Origin of the sequence: Isoalcanivorax indicus, from assembly GCF_003259185.1 — a bacterium.
GTDB lineage: Bacteria > Pseudomonadota > Gammaproteobacteria > Pseudomonadales > Alcanivoracaceae > Isoalcanivorax > Isoalcanivorax indicus.
Map to the genome: position 1 here is coordinate 1 of NZ_QGMP01000002.1, position 20,109 is coordinate 20,109.

General features: G+C 64.0%; 14 protein-coding genes. All 14 read right to left on the reverse strand.

Translation table 11 applies throughout. The features are described 5' to 3' along the window. Nucleotides 1–114: 114 nt before the first annotated feature. Nucleotides 115–1,317, reverse strand: a complete 1,203-nt coding sequence (locus tag DKW65_RS11895) for a class I SAM-dependent rRNA methyltransferase (protein ID WP_111657640.1) — start codon at nt 1,315–1,317, stop codon at nt 115–117. A 66-nt stretch (nt 1,318–1,383) separates the two neighbouring features. Beyond that, nucleotides 1,384–1,950: a GNAT family N-acetyltransferase gene (locus DKW65_RS11900; RefSeq protein ID WP_111657641.1), complete on the reverse strand. Its 567-nt coding sequence runs from the start codon at nt 1,948–1,950 to the stop codon at nt 1,384–1,386. Further along, complete coding sequence (locus tag DKW65_RS15915) at nt 1,931–2,107, reverse strand: hypothetical protein (protein WP_162925847.1); 177 nt, start codon at nt 2,105–2,107, stop codon at nt 1,931–1,933. Before DKW65_RS15915 ends, DKW65_RS11900 begins: the two co-directional genes overlap by 20 nt. 222 nt (nt 2,108–2,329) lie before the next feature. After that, the gene (locus DKW65_RS11905; protein ID WP_111657642.1) at nt 2,330–3,424 is read right to left on the reverse strand and encodes an AraC family transcriptional regulator; all 1,095 of its coding nucleotides are present in this window, start codon (nt 3,422–3,424) and stop codon (nt 2,330–2,332) included. Between the two features lie 94 nt (nt 3,425–3,518). Continuing rightward, the gene (gene gcvPB / locus DKW65_RS11910; RefSeq protein ID WP_111657643.1) at nt 3,519–4,997 is read right to left on the reverse strand and encodes an aminomethyl-transferring glycine dehydrogenase subunit GcvPB; all 1,479 of its coding nucleotides are present in this window, start codon (nt 4,995–4,997) and stop codon (nt 3,519–3,521) included. Then, complete coding sequence (gene gcvPA / locus DKW65_RS11915) at nt 4,994–6,364, reverse strand: aminomethyl-transferring glycine dehydrogenase subunit GcvPA (protein WP_111657644.1); 1,371 nt, start codon at nt 6,362–6,364, stop codon at nt 4,994–4,996. Before gcvPA ends, gcvPB begins: the two co-directional genes overlap by 4 nt. Then, complete coding sequence (gene gcvH / locus DKW65_RS11920) at nt 6,364–6,756, reverse strand: glycine cleavage system protein GcvH (protein ID WP_111657645.1); 393 nt, start codon at nt 6,754–6,756, stop codon at nt 6,364–6,366. Before gcvH ends, gcvPA begins: the two co-directional genes overlap by 1 nt. 18 nt (nt 6,757–6,774) lie before the next feature. Beyond that, nucleotides 6,775–7,845: a glycine cleavage system aminomethyltransferase GcvT gene (gene gcvT / locus DKW65_RS11925; protein ID WP_111657646.1), complete on the reverse strand. Its 1,071-nt coding sequence runs from the start codon at nt 7,843–7,845 to the stop codon at nt 6,775–6,777. Between the two features lie 75 nt (nt 7,846–7,920). After that, a complete protein-coding gene (locus tag DKW65_RS11930; protein ID WP_111657647.1) occupies nt 7,921–11,172 on the reverse strand; it encodes an Ig-like domain-containing domain in 3,252 nt (1,083 codons plus the stop codon). A gap of 11 nt (nt 11,173–11,183) precedes the next feature. After that, nucleotides 11,184–12,527: an OmpP1/FadL family transporter gene (locus tag DKW65_RS11935; protein WP_111657648.1), complete on the reverse strand. Its 1,344-nt coding sequence runs from the start codon at nt 12,525–12,527 to the stop codon at nt 11,184–11,186. A 190-nt stretch (nt 12,528–12,717) separates the two neighbouring features. Further along, nucleotides 12,718–15,717, reverse strand: coding sequence for an Ig-like domain-containing domain (locus tag DKW65_RS11940; protein ID WP_111657649.1), 3,000 nt, complete (start codon nt 15,715–15,717; stop codon nt 12,718–12,720). An 11-nt stretch (nt 15,718–15,728) separates the two neighbouring features. After that, on the reverse strand, nt 15,729–17,087 hold the full coding sequence (locus DKW65_RS11945; RefSeq protein WP_111657650.1) for an OmpP1/FadL family transporter: 1,359 nt from the start codon (nt 17,085–17,087) through the stop codon (nt 15,729–15,731). A gap of 239 nt (nt 17,088–17,326) precedes the next feature. Continuing rightward, on the reverse strand, nt 17,327–18,937 hold the full coding sequence (locus DKW65_RS11950; protein WP_111657651.1) for an ABC transporter permease: 1,611 nt from the start codon (nt 18,935–18,937) through the stop codon (nt 17,327–17,329). Between the two features lie 76 nt (nt 18,938–19,013). Beyond that, complete coding sequence (locus DKW65_RS11955; RefSeq protein ID WP_111657929.1) at nt 19,014–20,024, reverse strand: extracellular solute-binding protein; 1,011 nt, start codon at nt 20,022–20,024, stop codon at nt 19,014–19,016. Nucleotides 20,025–20,109 lie beyond the last annotated feature (85 nt).

The window sequence follows — 20,109 nt, forward strand, 5'->3', positions numbered from 1 at the left end:
CATGGATGCCGAACGAGAGCCTACATGGATGTATTCACGGCGTGTCCAGAAACCCTTTACCCGCCCCCCGAGGGCCACAACCACCCAACCAACAAAGAATGGGACGCCCCAACGTCAAAGACTGGGCAATATCCGGGCAAACCAGCTTTTCAGGTAGGCCGTCTCGGGAATTGCCGGATGCACAGGGTGATCTTCGGCCTGCCCGGCCTGGGCAAACACCTGGGCAAAGCGATCGATATGGCGCGCGCTGGCACGCACCACGTCCAGCAGCTGTGCCGCCGGCAGATGCATCGAGCAGGAGGCCGATACCAGAATGCCGCCCGGTGCCACCAGACGCACCGCCAGCTCGTTGATCGCGTGGTATCCCGCCAGGCCGTTTTTCGCGTCCTTGCGACGCTTGATAAAGGCCGGCGGATCCAGCACCACGATATCGAACTTCTCGCCCGCCGCCGCCAGCTCCTTCATGCCCGCGAACGCATCAGCGTGCAGGGACTGGACCCGGTCACCGACACCATTGGCCTCGGCATTGCGGTGCACGTATTCCAGTGCCGCCGCGGAGGAATCCAGACAGGTGACGTCGCTGGCGCCCTGGGTGGCCGCCAGCACCCCCCAGGCACCGCAGTAGGCGAACACGTCCAGCACGCGTGCGCCCTTCGCCAGCGGAATCAACTGGCGGCGGGCCGCGCGGTGGTCAAAAAACCAGCCTGTCTTCTGCCCGCCCGCCAGCGGCGCACTGTATTCGACGCCGTTCTCGGACAGTGAAACGGATTCCGGCAGGTCGCCGTGCAGGGCGCGGGTGTAGGCCTCCAGACCTTCGAGTTCGCGGATGCTGCTTTCATTCTTCGCCACCACCACGCGGGCCCCGTGCTGGGCCACGAGGATATCGGCCACGCGATCCTGCACGGCTTCCATGCCCGCCGTCCCCGACTGCATGACAAACAGATCGCGGTAACGGTCGATGACCAGGCCCGGCAGGCCGTCAGCTTCACCGAATACGGCGCGGTAACAGTGTTCCGGGAACAGTCGCTCGCGGAAAGTGATCGCATCGGCGATGCGTTTTTTCAGCAGGCTGCCGGACAGACCCTGTTGCGGGTCGCGGCTGAACAGACGGGCACAGATCAGCGACTGAGGGTTGGCGTAGGCGCGGCCCAGTGCCTTGCCGCGGTAGTCTTCCACGACCACCTCGACACCGGGCGTCAGACCTTTCAGCGGCGTGCGCTCGGTATCCACTTCGTTGGAATAGATCCACAGGTGGCCGGAACGCAGGCGGCGTTCCTCGCCACGGCGCAATCGCAGGGTGGGCAGGGTGTCGGTCACGGGCGCTATCCGGTGTCTGTCAGGGGGCGCCCAGTCTAGGGAACCTCTGGATAACTATCCAGCGGGTCAGCCCGAATGGGCCACGCTGCGGCGGTAGCGCCGTATCATGATCAGATCGAGGCTGGCGCCGCGCTGGCTGGCTGCGCGATCTGGCGGCAGGATGCGGTTGCCGCAGAAGACAAAGCCCGCTCGGGCATAGAGACGCTGGGCACGGGTGTTGCCCGCCCAGACATCCAGCAGCATGTCAGCGCCGGCCTGCTCCGCCACTTCGGTCGCTGCGCCCAGCAACGCATTGCCCAGGCCCTGTTCCTGGGCCGAAGGCAGCACATAGATGCGGCGTAATTCCAGGGCACCAGAGCTGAGCATGCAAGGCAACCAGAGGTCTTCGGCGGGCGTATCACAGACACCGACCTGTGCCAGACCCAGGATGACGCCCTTGCGGCGCGCCACCAGAAACAGGTCCGAGCGGGCCTGCATGCGCAGGTGCCAGGCGGACAGCGGGCCATTGAGGTCTCGTTGCAGCGCGGCCGGGCCCAGCATGTCGGCAAAGCTGTGGGCATGAACGGTCTGCGCGACGTGAGCCAGCTCCGCCAGGTCGGCGCGGCGCGCCCGTTCAATGCGCAGGGTGGTCATGCTGCACCTGCATTGCCGTCGTCACGGTATCCGGTTGCCCCCCGGCCAGCACAATCAAACCAATGCTCACCAGAATGATGACCAGCATGACCAGGGAAGCCAGGGTCATCATCCTGTTATCGTTGAACTGTTCGCGGATCAGATCCTGGTGACGCATGCTGGAGCTCCTTGTGTTTATTTACCGCTGTTTGTTCTTTTTATTGTGATCATTCTTGTTGTTGTTATGCGGTAATGCGGCCTTGTTCGGGCACGCCAGAGCAGACTATTCCGGTGCACAAGTGTGCGCAGGATAATGCGGGACAATCATCGGTTAAATCCGGCCAATCGATTTCTGATTTGACACAATCAGACACCCTGCCGCCATTTGATGTGACGGAAATCACATATTTCTGGGCTCGCGCCCCAGCAGGTAGTCGCTGGGCGACATGCCGGTCCAGCGGCGGAAGGCCTTGGCAAAGGCGGAGGAATCGGCAAAGCCCAGCATCATGGCCACTTCCGTGACGGACTCGCCGCCCCGGGCGAAGTATTCCCGGGCCAGTTTCTGCCGCACGGCATCCAGTTCCTGCTGGTAGCTGGTGCCGCTCTCGGACAGCTTGCGGCGCAGGGTGCGGCCGCTCATACCCAGGTCCGACGCGGCGTTTTCCAGCGACGGGAAGGCGCCATAGCAACGCATCAGCAGGCGCCGCAGCCGCACCGGCAGCAGGCGCATGGCGCGGGTGGGGATATTCTCGAACAGGGTCTTTTCCGCTGACATGGCCATCAGGCGATTGGCCAGGGGCAGCTCGAAATCCGCCAGCGACGCATCACCGACGATGCGGGTGCGTGGCTGATCGAAGAGGACCGGGCAGCGGAAGTAGCGGCGGTAGATATGCCCCCAGGCCGGTTCCGGATAGCTGAATTCCACCCGGAAGGCATCACGGCCTTCACCCACCAGATGCAGAAAAATATTATAGAAACTGACCGTGTTGAGTTCGAAGAAGAAATGCGAATACGGGTGCAGCGGGATCGCTTCGCTGATTTCGAGCCACCCTTCAGCGCCGCTCATGTCGGCGGTCATCTCCAGCGGCGGGAACAGCTCGTCGCAATAGCGGCACACGGTTTCCATGCACTCGCGCAAGGTCGGCTGGGTCACTGCAGCCATGCCCGCCATGCCGTGATGCGAGGCCGTCATCAGGTTGCCCATGACCAGACCAAGGTAAGGCATGCCCAGCGCGCGCACCGCCTGGTCCACCAGCGCCAGGCACTGGCGCGTGCTGATGAAGCGGGCGTCATCGCCATCGCGGTAATCAATTCCGGCGTTGCGGTAGAAGGTTTCGGGATTGATGCCGATGATGGTGTCGAGAATTTCGTCGGGATTATTCAGGCGAATCTGGCTACGACGCTCGAGCCAGTCCATTTTCAGGACCAGCCCCTTGCGCAGATCGAAGTAGGTCTGCATGTGCCCCAGTGGAATGCACTCGGTGTCGATATCCATGACTCGGCCTGTAAAGCAACCCGGCGGCAGCCAGACTGCCGCAAGGTCGGGATACTAAGCCGGTACGGGCACCGTCGTCACCTGCTGGCGCTGGTCATTCGCGCCAGACAAGATCCAGTTCACGCGCGGCCTTCACATCATCCAGGCGCCGTACCGGCTGGGTCCAGGGTGCGCCTTTCAGCAATTCCGGGTCGTTCTTCGCTTCAGCCAGGATGGCCGCCATGGCTTCTACGAACGCATCCAGCGCTTCTTTCGTTTCGGTTTCCGTGGGCTCGATCAGGAAGCACTCGGGTACCAGCAACGGGAAGTAGGTGGTCGGCGCATGCTGATTATAGTCCAGCAGCCGCTTGGCGATATCCATGGCAGAGACGCCCAGCGTCTTCGCCTCTTTTGCGAACGTCAGCAGGAACTCGTGGCTGGCGCGGCGGGCCGGGTAAGCCGCCGTACACCCCACAGCTTCCAGTCGCTTGAGCAGGTAGTTGGCCGCCAGGGTCGAGTATTCGCCGACGCGAATCATGCCTTCGCGACCCAGCACGCGGGCGTAAAAACCGGCACGCAGCAGGACACCGGCATTGCCCATGAAGGCCGACAGCTGGCCGATGCTCTGCGGCAGGTCGTTGCGATCCAGCCAGCGATAACGCTCGCCGTCACGGCCCACAATCGGGGTTGGCAGGAACGGCTTCAGGCGCTCGCTGACGCCCACCGGGCCGGCCCCCGGCCCCCCCCCGCCGTGCGGCGTGGCAAAGGTCTTGTGCAGGTTCATGTGGATGACATCAAAGCCCATGTCACCCGGGCGCACCTTGCCGAGAATGGCATTCAGGTTGGCGCCGTCGTAGTACAACAGGCCGCCCGCTTCATGGACGGTTTTCGCGATGGCATCAATCTGCCGCTCGAACACACCACAGGTGGACGGGTTGGTCATCATCAGCCCGGCAGTCTGCGGCCCGCAGGCGGCTTTCAGGGCGTCCAGATCCACATCGCCATCGCGGTTGACCGGCACTTCGCGCACGGTATAGCCACACATGACGGCCGTCGCCGGGTTGGTGCCGTGGGCCGCTTCCGGAATCAGGATTTCCGTGCGCCCGTGGTCATTGCGGGCATCGTGGTAGGCGCGAATCATCGCCACCCCGGCAAACTCCCCCTGGGCACCGGCCATCGGCGTCAGCGACACGCCTTTCATGCCGGTGACTTCCTTGAGAAATTCCTGCAGTTCGTACAGGCAGGCCAGATAGCCCTGGCTGTGGCTCTCTGGCGCCAGCGGATGGCGGCCCAGAAAACCGGGCAGCATGGCCGCGCGGTTGGCGCCGCGCGGGTTGTATTTCATGGTGCAGGAGCCGAGCGGGTAGAACTGCTTGTCGATGGCAAAATTCTTTGACGACAGGTTGGTGTAGTGACGCACCACTTGCAGTTCCGACACTTCCGGCAATGCCGGGCGGGCACGACGGCGCAGACTGTCAGGAATCGCCGCCAGCCGATCAGCGGGCAGGGCTTTCGGCGCCTGAGCCATGGCGCGACGGCCGGGGTGCGAGCGTTCAAAAATCAGCAGGTCATCGCGGGTATCCGGCGTACTCATGCGGCCTCCTCGGCGAGCACCGCCGCCAGGGCGGCAGCGTAGGCACTGATGTCTTCTGCGGTGCGCGTCTCGGTGGCGCACACCAGCACGCAATCGGCCAGCGCGGGATCATCGCGACCCAGGTCGTAACCGCCAATGATGCCGCGCGCCGCCAGTGCCGGCAGCACCTCGGCCGCAGGGCGGGGCAGCCGCAACACGGCCTCGTGGAACGTCGGCGCGGCAAAGGCTTCACTGACCCCGTCGAGCGCGGTCAGCGCGGCCACCAGATCGCGGGTATTGGCGTGACAATGGGCAGCCACATTTTCCAGCCCCTCCGGCCCCAGCAGGGACAGGTAGATGGTCGCGGCCGTCATCGCCAGACCCTGGTTGGTGCAGATGTTCGAGGTCGCCTTGGAACGGCGGATGTGCTGTTCGCGGGCCTGCAGGGTCAGGGTGAAACCGGGTCGGCCTTCGAGATCGACGGTGCGACCGATGATACGGCCGGGCATCTGCCGTACATGTTTCTGCTTGCAGCACATGAAGCCGAAGTAGGGCCCACCGGAGGACAGGGGCACCCCCAGCGGCTGGCCTTCGCCCACCACGATATCGGCCCCCTCACTCCCCCACTCGCCTGGCGGTGTCAGCAGGGCCAGGGCGGTCGGGTTGACCACGGCAATCACCAGCATGCCCTGGGCGTGGGCCCAGTCGGTGAGCGCGTGCACGTCTTCCAGACAGCCGAAAAAATTGGGCTGGGCAATGACCAGCGCCGCAAAATCCTCGCCGTCGTGGGCACTCAGCGCGGCGGTCGGCGTGACGCCGCTGTTGCGGTCGACCGGCACGCTGACCAGCTCAACGCCCTGATTGACGCAGATGTCCTGCACCACCTGGCGATAGCGCGGGTTGACCGCATCCGGCATCAGCACACGGCCAGACTTCGACTTGCGGTTGGCGCGCAGCGCCATCAGCACGGCTTCCGACAGACCCGAGGCGCCGTCGTACACCGAGGCATTGCTGACATCCATCCCGGTCAGTCGCGCCATCAGGGTCTGGAATTCATAAATGGTCTGCAACGTGCCCTGGCTGGCTTCCGCCTGATAGGGCGTGTAGGCCGTATAGAACTCGCCGCGTGTGGCAATCTCCCACACCGCCGCCGGGATGTGGTGCTCGTAGGCACCGGCCCCGAGGAAACACAGCGCCCCGGCATCCTGGCTGGCACGGCGGGCCATCAGGGCGGTCACTTCCATTTCCGACAGGCCGTCGGGCAGGGCGTCCAGGCGCCCGGCCTTCAGGTGCTCGGGGATTTCGTCAAACAGGTCCTCGATACGTTCGGCACCAATGGCCGCCAGCATCGCCTGCACATCATCGGGGGTGTGGGGAATGTACGGCATCAGTCTTCGCTGTCGAGCTGTTCACGGTAGTCGTCGGCGCTGAGCAACTGCTCCAGCTCGTCGGTGTCGGCCACACGGATGCGGAACAGCCAGCCGTCACCGTAAGGGTCCTGATTGACCAGTTCCGGGGTATCTTCCAGGGCCTCGTTGACGGCCACCACTTCACCGGACACCGGGGCGTAGATGTCGGACGCCGCCTTGACGGACTCCACCACACCGGCCTCGTCGGTGGCTTTCATCTCCTGACCCACTTCCGGCAGCTCCACATAGACCAGATCGCCCATGGCGTCCTGGGCGTGATCGCTGATGCCGACATAAGCAGTGCCGTCATCCTCCAGACGGACCCACTCGTGAGTGGAGGCATAACGCAGCTCGGCGCGGATATCGCTCATGATCTCTTCCCTTTCAGACTATTGCTGGTAGACGGCTTTGCCGTGCCGCACGAACGGTGGGCGCACGATGCGCACCGGCAGCCGCTTGTTGCGGATTTCCACTTCCGCCGTGCCGGCAACGCCGGCCGGCACGCGCGCCAGGGCAATGGATACGCCCAGCGTCGGTGAAAAGGTACCGCTGGTGATTTCGCCGTCGCCGGCGTGGGTCACCACGCGCTGATGGGCGCGCAGCACCCCTTTTTCTTCCAGAATCAGCCCGACCAGCTGCTCCGGGTCCTGCTGTGCTTCCAGGGCTGCGCGGCCGATAAATTCACGACCGTCGTTGAAGGCCACCGTCCACGCCATACCGGCCTGCAACGGTGTCACCGTCTCGTCCATATCGTTGCCATAGAGGTTCATGCCGGCTTCCAGACGCAGCGTATCGCGAGCGCCCAGACCACAGGGACGCACCCCGGCCTGCATCAATTGCGCCCACAGCGCCACGGCATCGGCCCCCGGCAGAATGATCTCGACCCCATCCTCGCCGGTATAGCCGGTCCGGGCAATCAGCCAGTCGCCGTCTTCGGCAAACGCGAACACCTTGAGGGAGGACACCGCCTCACGGCGGGCGCCATCCAGCAGGGCGGCAAGGCGGGAGCGGGCCTGCGGGCCCTGGACGGCGAGCATCGCCAGTTGCGGCTGCTCGGTCACGGCCACATCGAAGCCGCCGGTCTGCTTCGCCAGCCAGGCCAGGTCCTTTTCACGGGTGCCACAATTGACCACCAGACGGTAATCATCAGGCCGGCGATAGACGATCAGGTCGTCAATCACCCCACCTTCCTCGTTGAGCATGGCGCTGTACAGCGCCTTGCCCAGGGGGGCCTTGTCGACATCGTTGGCCAGCAAATGGCGCAGGTAATCGCGCGCGCCGGGGCCGCTGACGTCCACGACCGTCATGTGCGACACGTCAAAGACGCCCGCGTCCTGGCGCACGGCATGGTGCTCATCCAGCAGGGAGCCGTAATGCACCGGCATGTCCCAGTCGGCGAAATCGACCATCCGGCCACCCGCGGCCACATGCTGGTCATAAAGCGGGGTTCTGTGTCCCATGGAGACTGCGTATCCGGCTACGAAGGTATGCCGCGCATTCTACATGGATGTCCCCGCCTGTTAACACTCCCGCCTTCAGCGCTTGATCGGCCCTGAGGTGTAATTGAGGTTGGTTTCGTTCATCGGAATGCGCAGGTTGACCTCGGCCTCCAGGAAGCCCAGCGCCACCAGTTCGACATCCAGGTTGACGTCATCCTGGCTCAGCAGCCCCACTTCCATGCGGCCATCCCGGTAGAACTCCACCGGGCCCAGCAGTTGCAGGGCAAAGCCGTAGCTGCGCTGGTTGTGCTCCAGCGGCACCGCCGCCGGGTTGGCGCCGTCCGGCAGGAAACCGGTGAGCAGCTCCAGCAGGTCGCCGGTGCCACCCAGCACCGGGTCCAGCACGGGGCCGAGCAGCCCCAGCAGCCCGCCGACCACGTCGCCCAGCCCCGGCACCACACCAATGGCATCGGCCAGCGCGTCTGGCAGGGTTTCCAGCGCCAGAATATTCACCCGCGGATCCAGGGCCGGGGAATCAATGTACAGGTTCAGGGCTGTCGCGAACTGCGGGCCGTCGGGGCCTTCGATGATCCAGCCTTCCACCAGACCGGCTTCGCCGTCTTCACAGGGGCGAATGGGCTCGGCATGGGGCGGCGTGGGCGTGCCTGACGTGCGTGCATCACAGGCATAGCGCACCCGCATGGTCATGGGTCCGGTATCCGCTGGCGCCGCCTCGCCGATGGCGGCATCGGCATCCACCACGACATTGCTGGTCTGCAACAGGGTCGGATAGAGGTATACCAGCACACCACCGCCTGCCGCCGTGACGTCCGGCGGGACCGGGGTGCGGGCAATGGCTTCGGCGGCCGCAGCGTCGAAAAAGCCAGCCACATCCGCATCAATGCCACCCGTCAGGTAAACGTAGCAGTCATCCAGCGGGTTACCGCTGCGGTCATTGCCGCATTGCAGCTCGGCATCGTTGACCACGCCCCCCACACCGGTGACCTCGATGCGCGCCGAGTTCTTGCGCAGCTCCGGGTTTTCCACCGCATTGTCCTCGCCGGCATCACGCAGCGTGTTGCTGTTGACGTCAGCGGTCGGCAGGTTGTTGAGGAGGATACGGGCCCACGACACCTCGGGAGCGCCACGGAACACAATGGCCAGATCAGGGCCGCCGCCATTCAGTGTCGGCGCGGCACCCGGTGTTTGCGCCAGCAATCGGGTGCGCAACGGCAAGTTGTCCGCTGAGCAGATCATCTCTCCCGGCGTGCAGGCGCTGCCGCGACTCTGGCCGTTGGAGCGCAGGGTGTAGCGATACAGGGCGCCTTCTTCCCAGCGCTCATCGGGAGTAAAGACCAGATCGCGGTCACGCACCAGCAGCTCGCCGCCCACCAGTCCGGCGCTGCTGCCGTCTTCGTTCAGGCGCTCGACCACAACACTGCCCGGCTGACCGGCCTGCTCCAGCACGATGCTGTCGCGGTTCATGATCTGCGAGAAGCGTACCTCGATCGGCCGGTTTGCCGGCATCCCCGGCACCGGCAACAGATCATCACTGGTCATACCACCGTCGCAGCGCCCGCTGACGCCCGCCGCCAGATTGCGCGCACTGGTATCCAGCGCACAGGGGTAGCCGGGGTACACGTTCAGCGGCAGCGGCGACGCGAGCGCGGCGCCGTCACGCACATACTCCGGCATGGTGAAGGACAAGGTCTGCGGCACCAGCGGGTTGCCGGCGATATCGGTGATGCCATCCTGCAACACGATGTCATAGGTTTCGCCATAGGCCAGCGCGGTATTGATGACCAGAGAAATGCCGTCCAGCGTCGCATCAAAAGGCACCGGCATGCCGCCGCTGATCACCTCGACCCGGGACAGGTCATCGCCCAGCCCCAGACTGTTCGGGTCCGGGGCCTTGGTGAAGTTCACCACGATGGGGTCTCCGGGACGCTGCTTGTCACTGTTGTCCTGGAACGGCGGCACCGCATTGCCCGGCATCCAGGACTGCACCGCAAACTCGCGCATGTCCGGCATCGGATCAGGCCGCTCGTCGTCATCACCGAAACTCTGCATGCGGAAACTGAGCGCCCCGAAGGCGGTCTGCACGCCCAGCACCTCCGGCTCCACCACCGTCAACGCATCGGCGGTCAGCCGTCCGTTCTCGACGATGGCCTGCCCGATCAGTTCCAGATGCAGGATATTCTGGTTGAAGGCCGCATTGGCTTCCGGGTCGCCGGTGGAGATGGCGATATCCATGAACACGCGCAATTGCCGGGGTGCGTTCGGGTTACGGCTGAACGGGTTCGGCAGCAGGTAGCCCACCGCATCAGAAATGAATTCCACGGTGACGGTGCCGGAATTGAAGCCCGCCGGCACCTCACCACCGATCTTCACCACCAGCTGGTCGCCCATGAGCATGCCACCACGACCGATACGCAGCGGCGACACATCGGGGAAATCGGGCAGGAACGCCAGCTCGGCGAAGATCATGCCCTCCTGCTGCGACGCGGTATTTTCACCGAGCAGGGAAGCCACCACCGGCACCAGATTGACGGTATCGCCGGTCAGCACCGAACGCTCACCGCTGGCCGGCGCCAGCAACGGCAACACTGAGGTGGCCCCGGCATCGCGGGGCACAAACGTCTGCGTCATCGGCAACAAGGGATCGCCGTAGCGGCTCTGCACGGCAGCGCTCGCCGACAGGGTGTAGGTGACACCAGGCTGCAGGTCTTCGTCTGGATCAATCGTGATGAAACGGCCACTGGCAAGCAGGGTGGCGGGCACCAGTTCGCCATTGGCACGCAGCGATACCGAATCACCGTAGTGCAGCGTTGCGGTGTCCAGTGGCTGGGTGAACTGCAAGCGAATGGATGAAAAATCGATGAACTCGAGCAGGTCACCATCAGGGATCATGCGTGATACGGCAAAGGTCTCCGACAGCACGCGATCCGCGCGCGGGCCCTTTTCGGCTGGCGCCGTGCGAAAACGGATACCCTCATCCGGCAGGCCCGGCAGGCGCGGCGTGCTCAGGACATACTGCGTGTTGCCCGCCAGGGCGGCCTGCGGCCGTACCACCATGCTGCGGCCATCATCCGTCAGCGACACATCGGCCGCCACCGGTGTCCCGTCAGCCGTTTCGAGGCGTGCATCGTCCGGGGTGATCTCGACGGCCCGGGAGTAGCGCACCACCAGCGGCGCACGGGTCGACACCTCAACCTGGTCGGCTGCCGGATAGGTGTAGAACACCGACAGGGCGGGCGGCGCCGGTGTGACCGTTTGCGAGCTGCCACCGCAGGCGCTCAATAGCGCCGCGCTGGCCAAACCGATAACAAGGAATGCCTGCCTGATCATCTCGCACCCCCTCAGAATTTGATGGTTATCGAACCGGCGACCACATGGACATCGCCGTCGGCGGTGACCAGCTCTTCATAGGGCTCACCGTCACTGGAACGCGTGCCGGAAATAATGAAATCCCGATCACGCAAATGGTGGTACTGGTAACCGAAGTCGAGCCGCAAGGGGAACGCCAGCACCGGCGGATTCGCAATTTCCAGTGCCCCGCCGAATCCGACAATGATGCGGTCGTTGTCCAGGTAGTTGATGTTTTCCGTGCGCGTGCTTTTCAGCGGAGACTCTTCGTAGGCCAAGCCGGTGGACACCGACAACATGTCGTTCACCCGATACTCGGCGCCGATGCGCGGAATGAAGATATCCCGGAATTCGATGTTCGCACGCGACTTGATGGTGTCGCCCTCGAACTCGCGCTCCAGACGCGACCAGCGCTGGAATTCGCCGGACAGGGCAACGCGGGCGCGGCCGAACTGATACTGGGCGCCTGCGGTCACGATTTCCGGCTGGAAGGAATCAATGGTGCGAATCGCCAGCAGCAGGCCATCACCGCCCAGGGTTTCCGGGATGATGGCGCGCGCATCCACCTTGGTGCGGGTGTTGGAGTAGCCTTTGTAGACCAGCGCGGTGTCCAGGTTCTCCATCCAGCAGGGGGTGTGGCTGCAGAAGGTCTCGCCCCAGTTCACGTTGACCCCCAGGATCGGGCGCAGTACCGGTTTTGCGGACACTTCCAGGCGTTCACGGGAGGTGGTGCCACCCAGCGTGGTGTCCGTACTCAAGGCGGCTTCAGCATGCAGCGTCACGCGCACCGACGCACCGACATCGATGCCCCGCCACAGGGTCAGCCCGCCGCCGATATTCAGAAACAGAGGCTGCCGGTCATAGGTGAAGAACTGGCCTTCCTCAGACTCACCGGACTCGAAGGCCAGCATTTCCTGCCCGAATTTTTCGACTCCGGCGATGAAACCCAGATAGAAAGGCGTGTTGTACTTGGTGACGGAAGACAGATCGGTCTTCATGCCGATCAGCACCTGCTGAGACGGCGTGTCGTTGAGCACGTCGCCCTCGCGGGTGGGCGCGTTGAATCCGCCCTGGCTGTCGACGCGCAATTCATGCTCGGCATGAAACAGGCCCGCCGTCAGTTCGCCGCGCGGATCACGCACCAGAAACGCGGGGTTGTAGTAGGTGGCCGACACCTGACTGTTGAACAGCGACAGCCCCTGCGCCGAGGCGATATCCGTCGGCAGGATGCCGAAGGTAGTGGCGGTATTGCCCATGCTGGCGTGGGCGCCGAGGGCAGAAATTCCCAGACCGGCGGCACAGACCGCCGCCATGGACAACCTGAGTGGAGAGAACATGATATCGCGCTCCGCATGCTTATTATTCGGGTTGTTGCAGCGTGACAGACGCAGGGAGCCGATTCAGCGGGAGTTTTTTAAGCGGCGTAGTAATCGTGTTACACGGGGGAAAACGAGTGTAAACACACAGGCCATCGGCGCCGCCGACGGCCTGTGTGTCTGGCACTTTCGTATCAGGACCAGGTGCCTGTCAGTCCTTGACCGGCCGGGACAGGAAGGTGAGGTTCATCCCCTCTTCCGGAATGCGCAGTGTCATCCCCGCCGCACCAATACCAAGCAGGCTGATGCTCGCCGTGATATCCGAGGGCCCACCGATATTGGTCTGGCGAATCACCATGCGTCCATCGGGCATGAACTCCACCGGTCCATCCACTTCCAGCGTCAGCGGATAGCTGTACAGGTCATGGGTGAGGGTAATACCCAGCGCGCTGGGCGCCAGATTCGGCGCGTCCAGATACAACTGCAAGGTGGCGCGCAGGCGCGGGCCGTCCGGCCCTTCATACAGCCAGCCGGTGATCGGTCGGGTGCGGCGACCCTGCTCATCCTCCTCATAGCGCAGCCGCATCACCTGCGGCCCCGTGGGAATCACGGTCTGATCGGGAATGATCAGCAGCAACAGCAATGCATGCACATCAATGGAGGTCGTCATGATTACCGTGGGACGAATATTGACGCGCACGGCGTCTTCCGCGGGATCATAATCCACCACGTCTGCCGTCAGACCGCCAGTGATGTAGAGGAACTTCTCGTCATTGCAGGTCTGCTTGCCGGGGCTGTAACCGCCGCCGGTAAAGCCACACCCCACATTGGCGTCCAGCAACAACCCGCTGGTGTTGTTGACCCTCAACTCGGCGGCGTTGTCCGGCACAATGTAATAGCCCGGCCGCTCAGGATCCGGCTGCGGACTGGCCTCACCCGGATCAATGGCGTAGTTGGCATTCACATCCGAGGTCGGCAGGTTGACCAGATGCTGCAATACATCCCCGGTGTCCGGGCCACCGCGGAAGTGGTTGACCAGGTTCGGCCCACCCTGGTTGCCGGGACGGCCGAGCAGCAAGGCTGTCTGCAACGGATAACCGAACTCGGCGCAGATCGCATCGTTACCGCAACCGGTGGGATTCTGGGCCGACGCCAGCACATAGCGATACAGCGCCTCGGTCTCCCATGGCGTGTCCGGCGTAAAGCGCAACGACCGGGTGTGGCGTTCAAGCCGCCCCTCGACCACGCCAGTGCAGTTGCCCGCCGCGTCCAGGCGCTCAACCCGGAAGGTGCCTTCACCGCAGTGTTCACCCAGCACTATGCTGCTGGCATCCATGTTCTGTGAGAACTGCACCTCGATGGACCGGGCCCCGGGCAGACGCTCCACCGGCAGGCGATCGTCACCGCCCTGGCCACCCACACATCGCCCCTGATGCTCAGCCTCGGTGCCGTCCAGGCTGGCATCCTGTTTGGCACAGGGATAACCGGGATAGACCGTCAGCGCCATCGGGGCACGGTTGCCGCTACCCTGATAGACCGGCATGGCGAACTCCAGCACCTCGTCGGCCAGTGCATTGCCCGCGACATCGGTCAGTTGGCTGCTCAGGATCACCCGATAGTCGCTGCCAAACTGCAAGCCATCCTGCGGATACAGCACCAGCGACGCACCATCAAGCCGCCAGTCATGGGCGATCGGGGCATTGTCACGCTCCAGGGTGACCGCACCTTCGACACTGGCGGGATCAATCGCTTCGCTGAAATTGAGGATCACCGGATCGCCCGGCCGGGCAGCATCAGCTTCCGCATCCGGCACCCAGGATTGCAACGTCGGCGGCGTGGTATCCGGCACCGGCGCAGGCGCGTTCAACTGATCCCGGTAAGACTCCAGCCGGAACGACAGGATGCCCCAGGCCTGCTCCAGCCCGAGCACGCGCGGCTCCACCACCCCGATGGCATTGATGACCAGCTGGCCGTCTTCCACCATGGCTGTGCCCGCCAGCTCCACATGCAACAGGTCCTGGCTCAGGGCGCCGTTGGCCTGCGGATCTTCCGCTGTCATGGCCACGTCCATGAACAGACGGATATGCCGTGGCGAGTCGATATCCGCCGGCCCCACATAGGGGTTCTTCACCAGATACCCCATGGCATCACTGATGAAACGCACCTCGATGTCTCCGGTGCCAAAACCGGCAGGGACTTCACCGGCAATATTCACCTGTACCGCACTGCCCTCCAGCAAGGCCCCTCGCGCCACACGCAGGGGCGCCGCATCCGGGAAATTCGGAATGTACGCCAGTTCAGCGAACACATCCCCCTGCTGCTGGGAGCTGCTCTGATCCCCCAGCAGACGGGCATTCACGGGGACATTGTTGATCGGCATGCCCGTCAACGGTGAGAGAAGGGTGCCCTCGGCAGAATCCCCGGCGCGCTGCACCAGGGTTTCCCGGGGCGCAGAATCAAGCGCCACCAGCGCCCGCTCGACAGGCTCCAGGGCCTCGCCATACAGGCTTTGCAGCGCCGAGGTCGCACGCAGGGTATAGCTGCCACCGGGGCTCAGATCCTGCTCCGGATCCAGGGTCACATAGTTGCCTTGCACCAGGACTCGGGCGGGTACCAGATCCCCCCCGGCGTCTTCCAGAAACAGGGTGTCCCCGTAACGCACCGTGTCGCGCGCCAACGGCTGCGAGAACTGCAGCCGGAACGCGGAAAAATCCATCACGGGCTGGGTGTCACCGTCGGGAATCAGGCGTGCCAGCGCGAAGGGCCCCGGCAAGGCACGCGCCTCGCGCGGGCCGGACAGGGCGTCACGGGTCATGAAGGTCAACGGCATGTCCGGCAGCCTGACCTGGCGCCCTTCCGAGTCCAGCGTACCGACACTCACCTGATAGCTGCTGAGTGGCTTGAGCGGCCCGGTCGCTGACAGCACCAGTGAGCGACCATCCTCGGTCAGACTGGCACTGAACGGCACCGGCTCGCCGGTCTCGTCTTCCCAGGTCACGGCATCTTCCGGCGCCGTATCGGTCAGCGGGTGCGAGAAGCGCAGCACCAGCGGCGCGCGCGTGGACACCGCCTGCTGGCCGGCATAAGGATAGCTGTATTCCAGCCGTGGCCGGTCGCCCCAGTCGTCGCTGGTGATCTGTTTGTCACCCCCGCATGCGCTGATCAGCACCGCGGGCAGTATGAGTAGCGCAATCGAATTTATTGTTTTCATGATGTCCCCCGTCAGAATTTCAGGGTGATGGAACCGGCAATCGCATGGACATCCCCGTCCGAGCGCACACGCTCGTAGGGCACATCCGGATCGTCCTGGCGGCTGCTGGTCAGATCAAACTCGCGATCCCGCAGGTGGTGGTACTGATAGCCGATATCCACCCGCAGCGGGAAGGCCAGCACCGGGGGCTCACGAAACTCCGCGCTCAGTCCCAACCCGACGATCAGGCGATCATTGTCGAGATAATTCACATCCAGTGAGCGATCGCTTTCCAGCGGTGATTTCTCCCAGGCCAGCCCGCCGGTCACCGTCAGCAGATCGTTCAGCCGCACTTCGGCGCCGACACGGGGAATCACGATATCGCGGAAGCGCAGATTGGCCTGTTCCTTGATGGTGTCACCTTCCAGCTCCTTCTCCAGCCGCGACCAGCGCTGCCACTCGCCGGTCACGCCCAGGCGGGCGCGACCCCACTGGTACATGGCGCCGACCGCGACGATCTCCGGCTGGAAGGAATCCAGCGTCTGGATCGACAGCGGCAAACCGATGCTGCCGACCATGCCGGGGATGGTCGCAAAGGCGTCCACCTTGGTGCGGGTATTGGAGTAGCCCCGGTAGGCCACTGCCGTTTCCAGGTTGTCCAGCCAGCAATCGGTTTGCGCGCACACGGTGTCGCCCCAGCGCACATTGACCCCGGCGATCGGTCGCAATACCGGCTTCGCCTCCACCGCCAGGGATTCGTGGCTGGTTTCGCCGTCGAGATCAGTCCAGGTGCGCAGGGTGGCATCGGCGTGCAGGGTCACGCGCGCGGTCAGGCCCACATCGATGCCGCGCCACAGGTTCATGGCCCCGCCCAGGTTCAGGAACAGGGGCTGCCGGCCATAGTTGAAAAACTGGCCTTCGCTGGAGGTGGTGGACTCGAAGGCCAGCATTTCCCGGCCGTATTTTTCCACCCCGGCCATAAAGCCCAGATAGATCGGCCGGTTGTACTGGGTCAGCGACGTCAGGTTGGTCTTCATCCCGATCAGCAGGTGCTGGCTGGGGGCATCCTCCAGCACATCACCGCCCTCGCGGATCACCGGGTCCGGCCCGCCCAGGCTCTCCAGGCGCAGCTCGTGTTCGGCATGAAACAGCCCTACGGTCAGCTCGCCGCGCGGATCGCGGGCCAGATAGGCCGGGTTGTAATAGGTGGCCGATACCTGCGGGTTGAACAGCGACAGGGCCTGCGCCGAGGCCAGATCCTGAGGCAGAACGCCGTAGGTGGAAGCAATATTGCCCATATTGGCATGGGCGGTGGACACGCTCAGCAGGGAAGCACTGCACAGGACACCGGCCACACAGCCAGCGCCCCCGAAGCGGGACAGGACAGACATGATCTCGACTCCAGTCTCATTGTTATTCGTGCCGGGTGGCGGGGTGCCGCCCGGAACAATCCACGCGGAGAGGTGCGTGTACTGACTGGAGAGTCTGGCAAACGGACGTTTACACAAACCGTGATGAAGTAATCATTCACATACGACTTTTGTTATCGCATTGTAAATTTAGTGTTAAATGCCACGAAGCGCACAAAGCAAATAGGATCAAAGGCTTAGGGAGTAATCAGGTAAATCACTCAGCGCATGCGCCGCATCAGCAGGTACACCGGTAACAGTCCCACCAGCACCAGTGTCAGGGAGGGCAGGGCCGCGCGCGCCCATTCCCCCTCAGTGGTCATCTCATAGATGCGTACGGCCAGCGTGTCCCAACCGAAAGGCCGCAGCAGCAGCGTGGCTGGCATTTCCTTCATGACATCGATCAGCACCAGCAGCAGCGCGGTGAGCACGCCCGGCGCCAGCAACGGCAGGTATACCCGCCGCACGGCCTCGGCGGGCGTGGCTCCCAGGGTCCGGGCCGCATCCACCAGGCGCGGCCGCACCCGCTCGAACGCCGCCTCCACCGGCCCGTAGGCCACCGCCAGAAAACGCACCACGTAGGCCATCAGCAAGGCCAGCAGGCCACCGAGCAACAACGGCCGCACATTGAAAGTGGCCCCCAGCCATTGGTCGATCGCGGCAAAGCTCAACATGATGCCCACCGCCAGCACAGAGCCTGGCATCGCGTAACCCACGGTCGCGCCGCGCACTGCGGCATGCACCAACCGATGACGGCGAGTGCGCCGCACATACCCCAGCAACAGCGACAGCACCACGGTGGCGACGGCCGCGATGCAGCCCAGCAGAAAGGTGCGCGTGACCAGGCCCCAGTAACGGCTGTCCAGATCCATCCAGGCGCTGTCCACCACCCAGAACACCAGCCGACCCACAGGGATGGCAAAGGCGGCCAGAAAGACCAGTGCGGCGTAGCCGGTCAACAACCAACGCTGCAGCGCGCGCGGGCGCACCCGATGCATCTGCTGCCCGCCTTGCTGGGCAAAGCGGGCCCGGCCACGGCCCATGCGTTCCAGCACCAGCGTCACCAGCACGAACAGCAGCAGCAGCGAGGCCAGCTGGGCCGCCGCATTCAGGGTGCGCAGGTGATACCAGCTCTTGTAGATGGCCGTGGTAAAGGTGTCGTAGTTGAACACCGCCACCGCGCCGAAGTCCGCCAGGGTTTCCATCAACGCCAGGGCCAGCCCGGCGGCGATGGCAGGCCGGGCCATGGGCAACGCCACGCGCCAGAAAGCGGCATAGGGCCCCAGCCCGAGGATCCTGGCCTGTTCCATCAGGGTACGCCCCTGCACCATGAAGGCAGCCCGGGCGAGCATATAGACGTAGGGATAGAAGACCAGCGACAGACTGACAATCACCAGCCAGGGCTGGCGCACACTGCCACCGGAGAAGAAAGGCAACCATTGCCGCAGGCTGCCTTGCACCGGCCCGGAAAAGTCCAGCAGATCCAGCGCCACGAAGGCCAGCACATAAGCAGGCACCGCCAACGGCAACAGCAACGCCCAGTCGAAAAAGCGGCGGCCGGGGAAATCGAGCGTGGAAACCATCCAGGCCAGACTGACGCCCAGCAGTAACACCCCGGCGCCCACCCCCACCAGCAACAACAGGGTATTCAGGATCAGGTCCTTGAGGACCGTGTCGGCCAGATGCCGCCAGACGGCGGACTCATCCCCCAGCCAGGACAGACCCAGCACGGCGATCGGCATCAGCACCATGGCCGACAGCAACACGGTCAGCAGCACCAGGGCATCGGGGCGCCAGCGCCGCAGCTTCAAACGGGTCGATATCAGGTGCATGGCATCAGGTCAGGCAATGGAGGGCACATTCTGCCCGCCACGCCAGCCCTCCGCCAGTCGCGTTGGCGCAGAACGCTTAGCGATAACCGGCCCGGTCCATCAGCTTCACCGCTTCCACCTGACGGCGACCGGCGATCTCCACGTTCAGGTCATCGGCGCGGAAGCTGCCCCAGGCCGCGACCGTTTCGTCCGGCGCCACATCCGGGTTGACCGGGTATTCCAGATTCAGGTCAGCGAGCAGGCTCTGCGCTTCTGGCTGTGTCATCCAGCGCAGCAGATCCAGTGCGGCCTCGCGGTTCGGCGCATGCCGGGTGAGGCCCGCGCCGGAAACGTTCACGTGCACGCCGCTTTCGCCCTCGCCCTGATTGGCCCAGAACAGACGGATCGGCATGTCAGGGCGGTCGCGCAGCAATCGGCCGAAATAGTAGGTGTTGACGATGCCGACATCACACTGGCCCGCCGCAATGGCTTCCATCACCGCGTTATCATTGGCGAAGACGTCCGTGGCGAGATTGCCGATCCAGCCACGCACCACTTGCTCGGCCTGCTCCACGCCCAGCCGCTCGATCATGGTCGCCACCAGCGACTGGTTGTAGACCTTCTTGGACGTACGCAGGCACAGTCTGTCTGCCCACTGTTCATCAGCCAGCGCTTCGTAGGTGGACAGCTCGGCGGGATCAAGACGCTCTGTGGAGTAGACCAGCGTGCGCGCACGCACCGTCAGGCCGAACCAGCGCCCCTCGGCATCGCGCAGGTGCGCCGGCACCGCGTTGTCCAGGTCGCCGTCCTGCACCGGCTGCAACAGGTCACGGTCGGCAGCCAGCCAGAGATTGCCCGCGTCCACCGTAATCAGCATATCGGCCGGGCTGCTCGCACCCTCGGCCTGCAGCCGGGTAATCAGCGCGGCTTCGTTATCCGTGATATAGCGAATACGGGTGCCGGTCTCGGCGGTATAGGCGTCGAAGACCGGCTTGACCAGATGGTCGGCCCGGGAGGTATAGACAACAATCTCGTCGCCACTGCGGGAATCGCTGCAGGCGGCGAGAATCAGGACACACAGGGCCATCAGCCCACGCTTTACACCCATGCCAAGACTCACGCGCACCATATTACTCCCGATAAAGAAGGTAAGAATGGTTCGCATTATCCTTCAATGGACGGGCCGGGCGCAA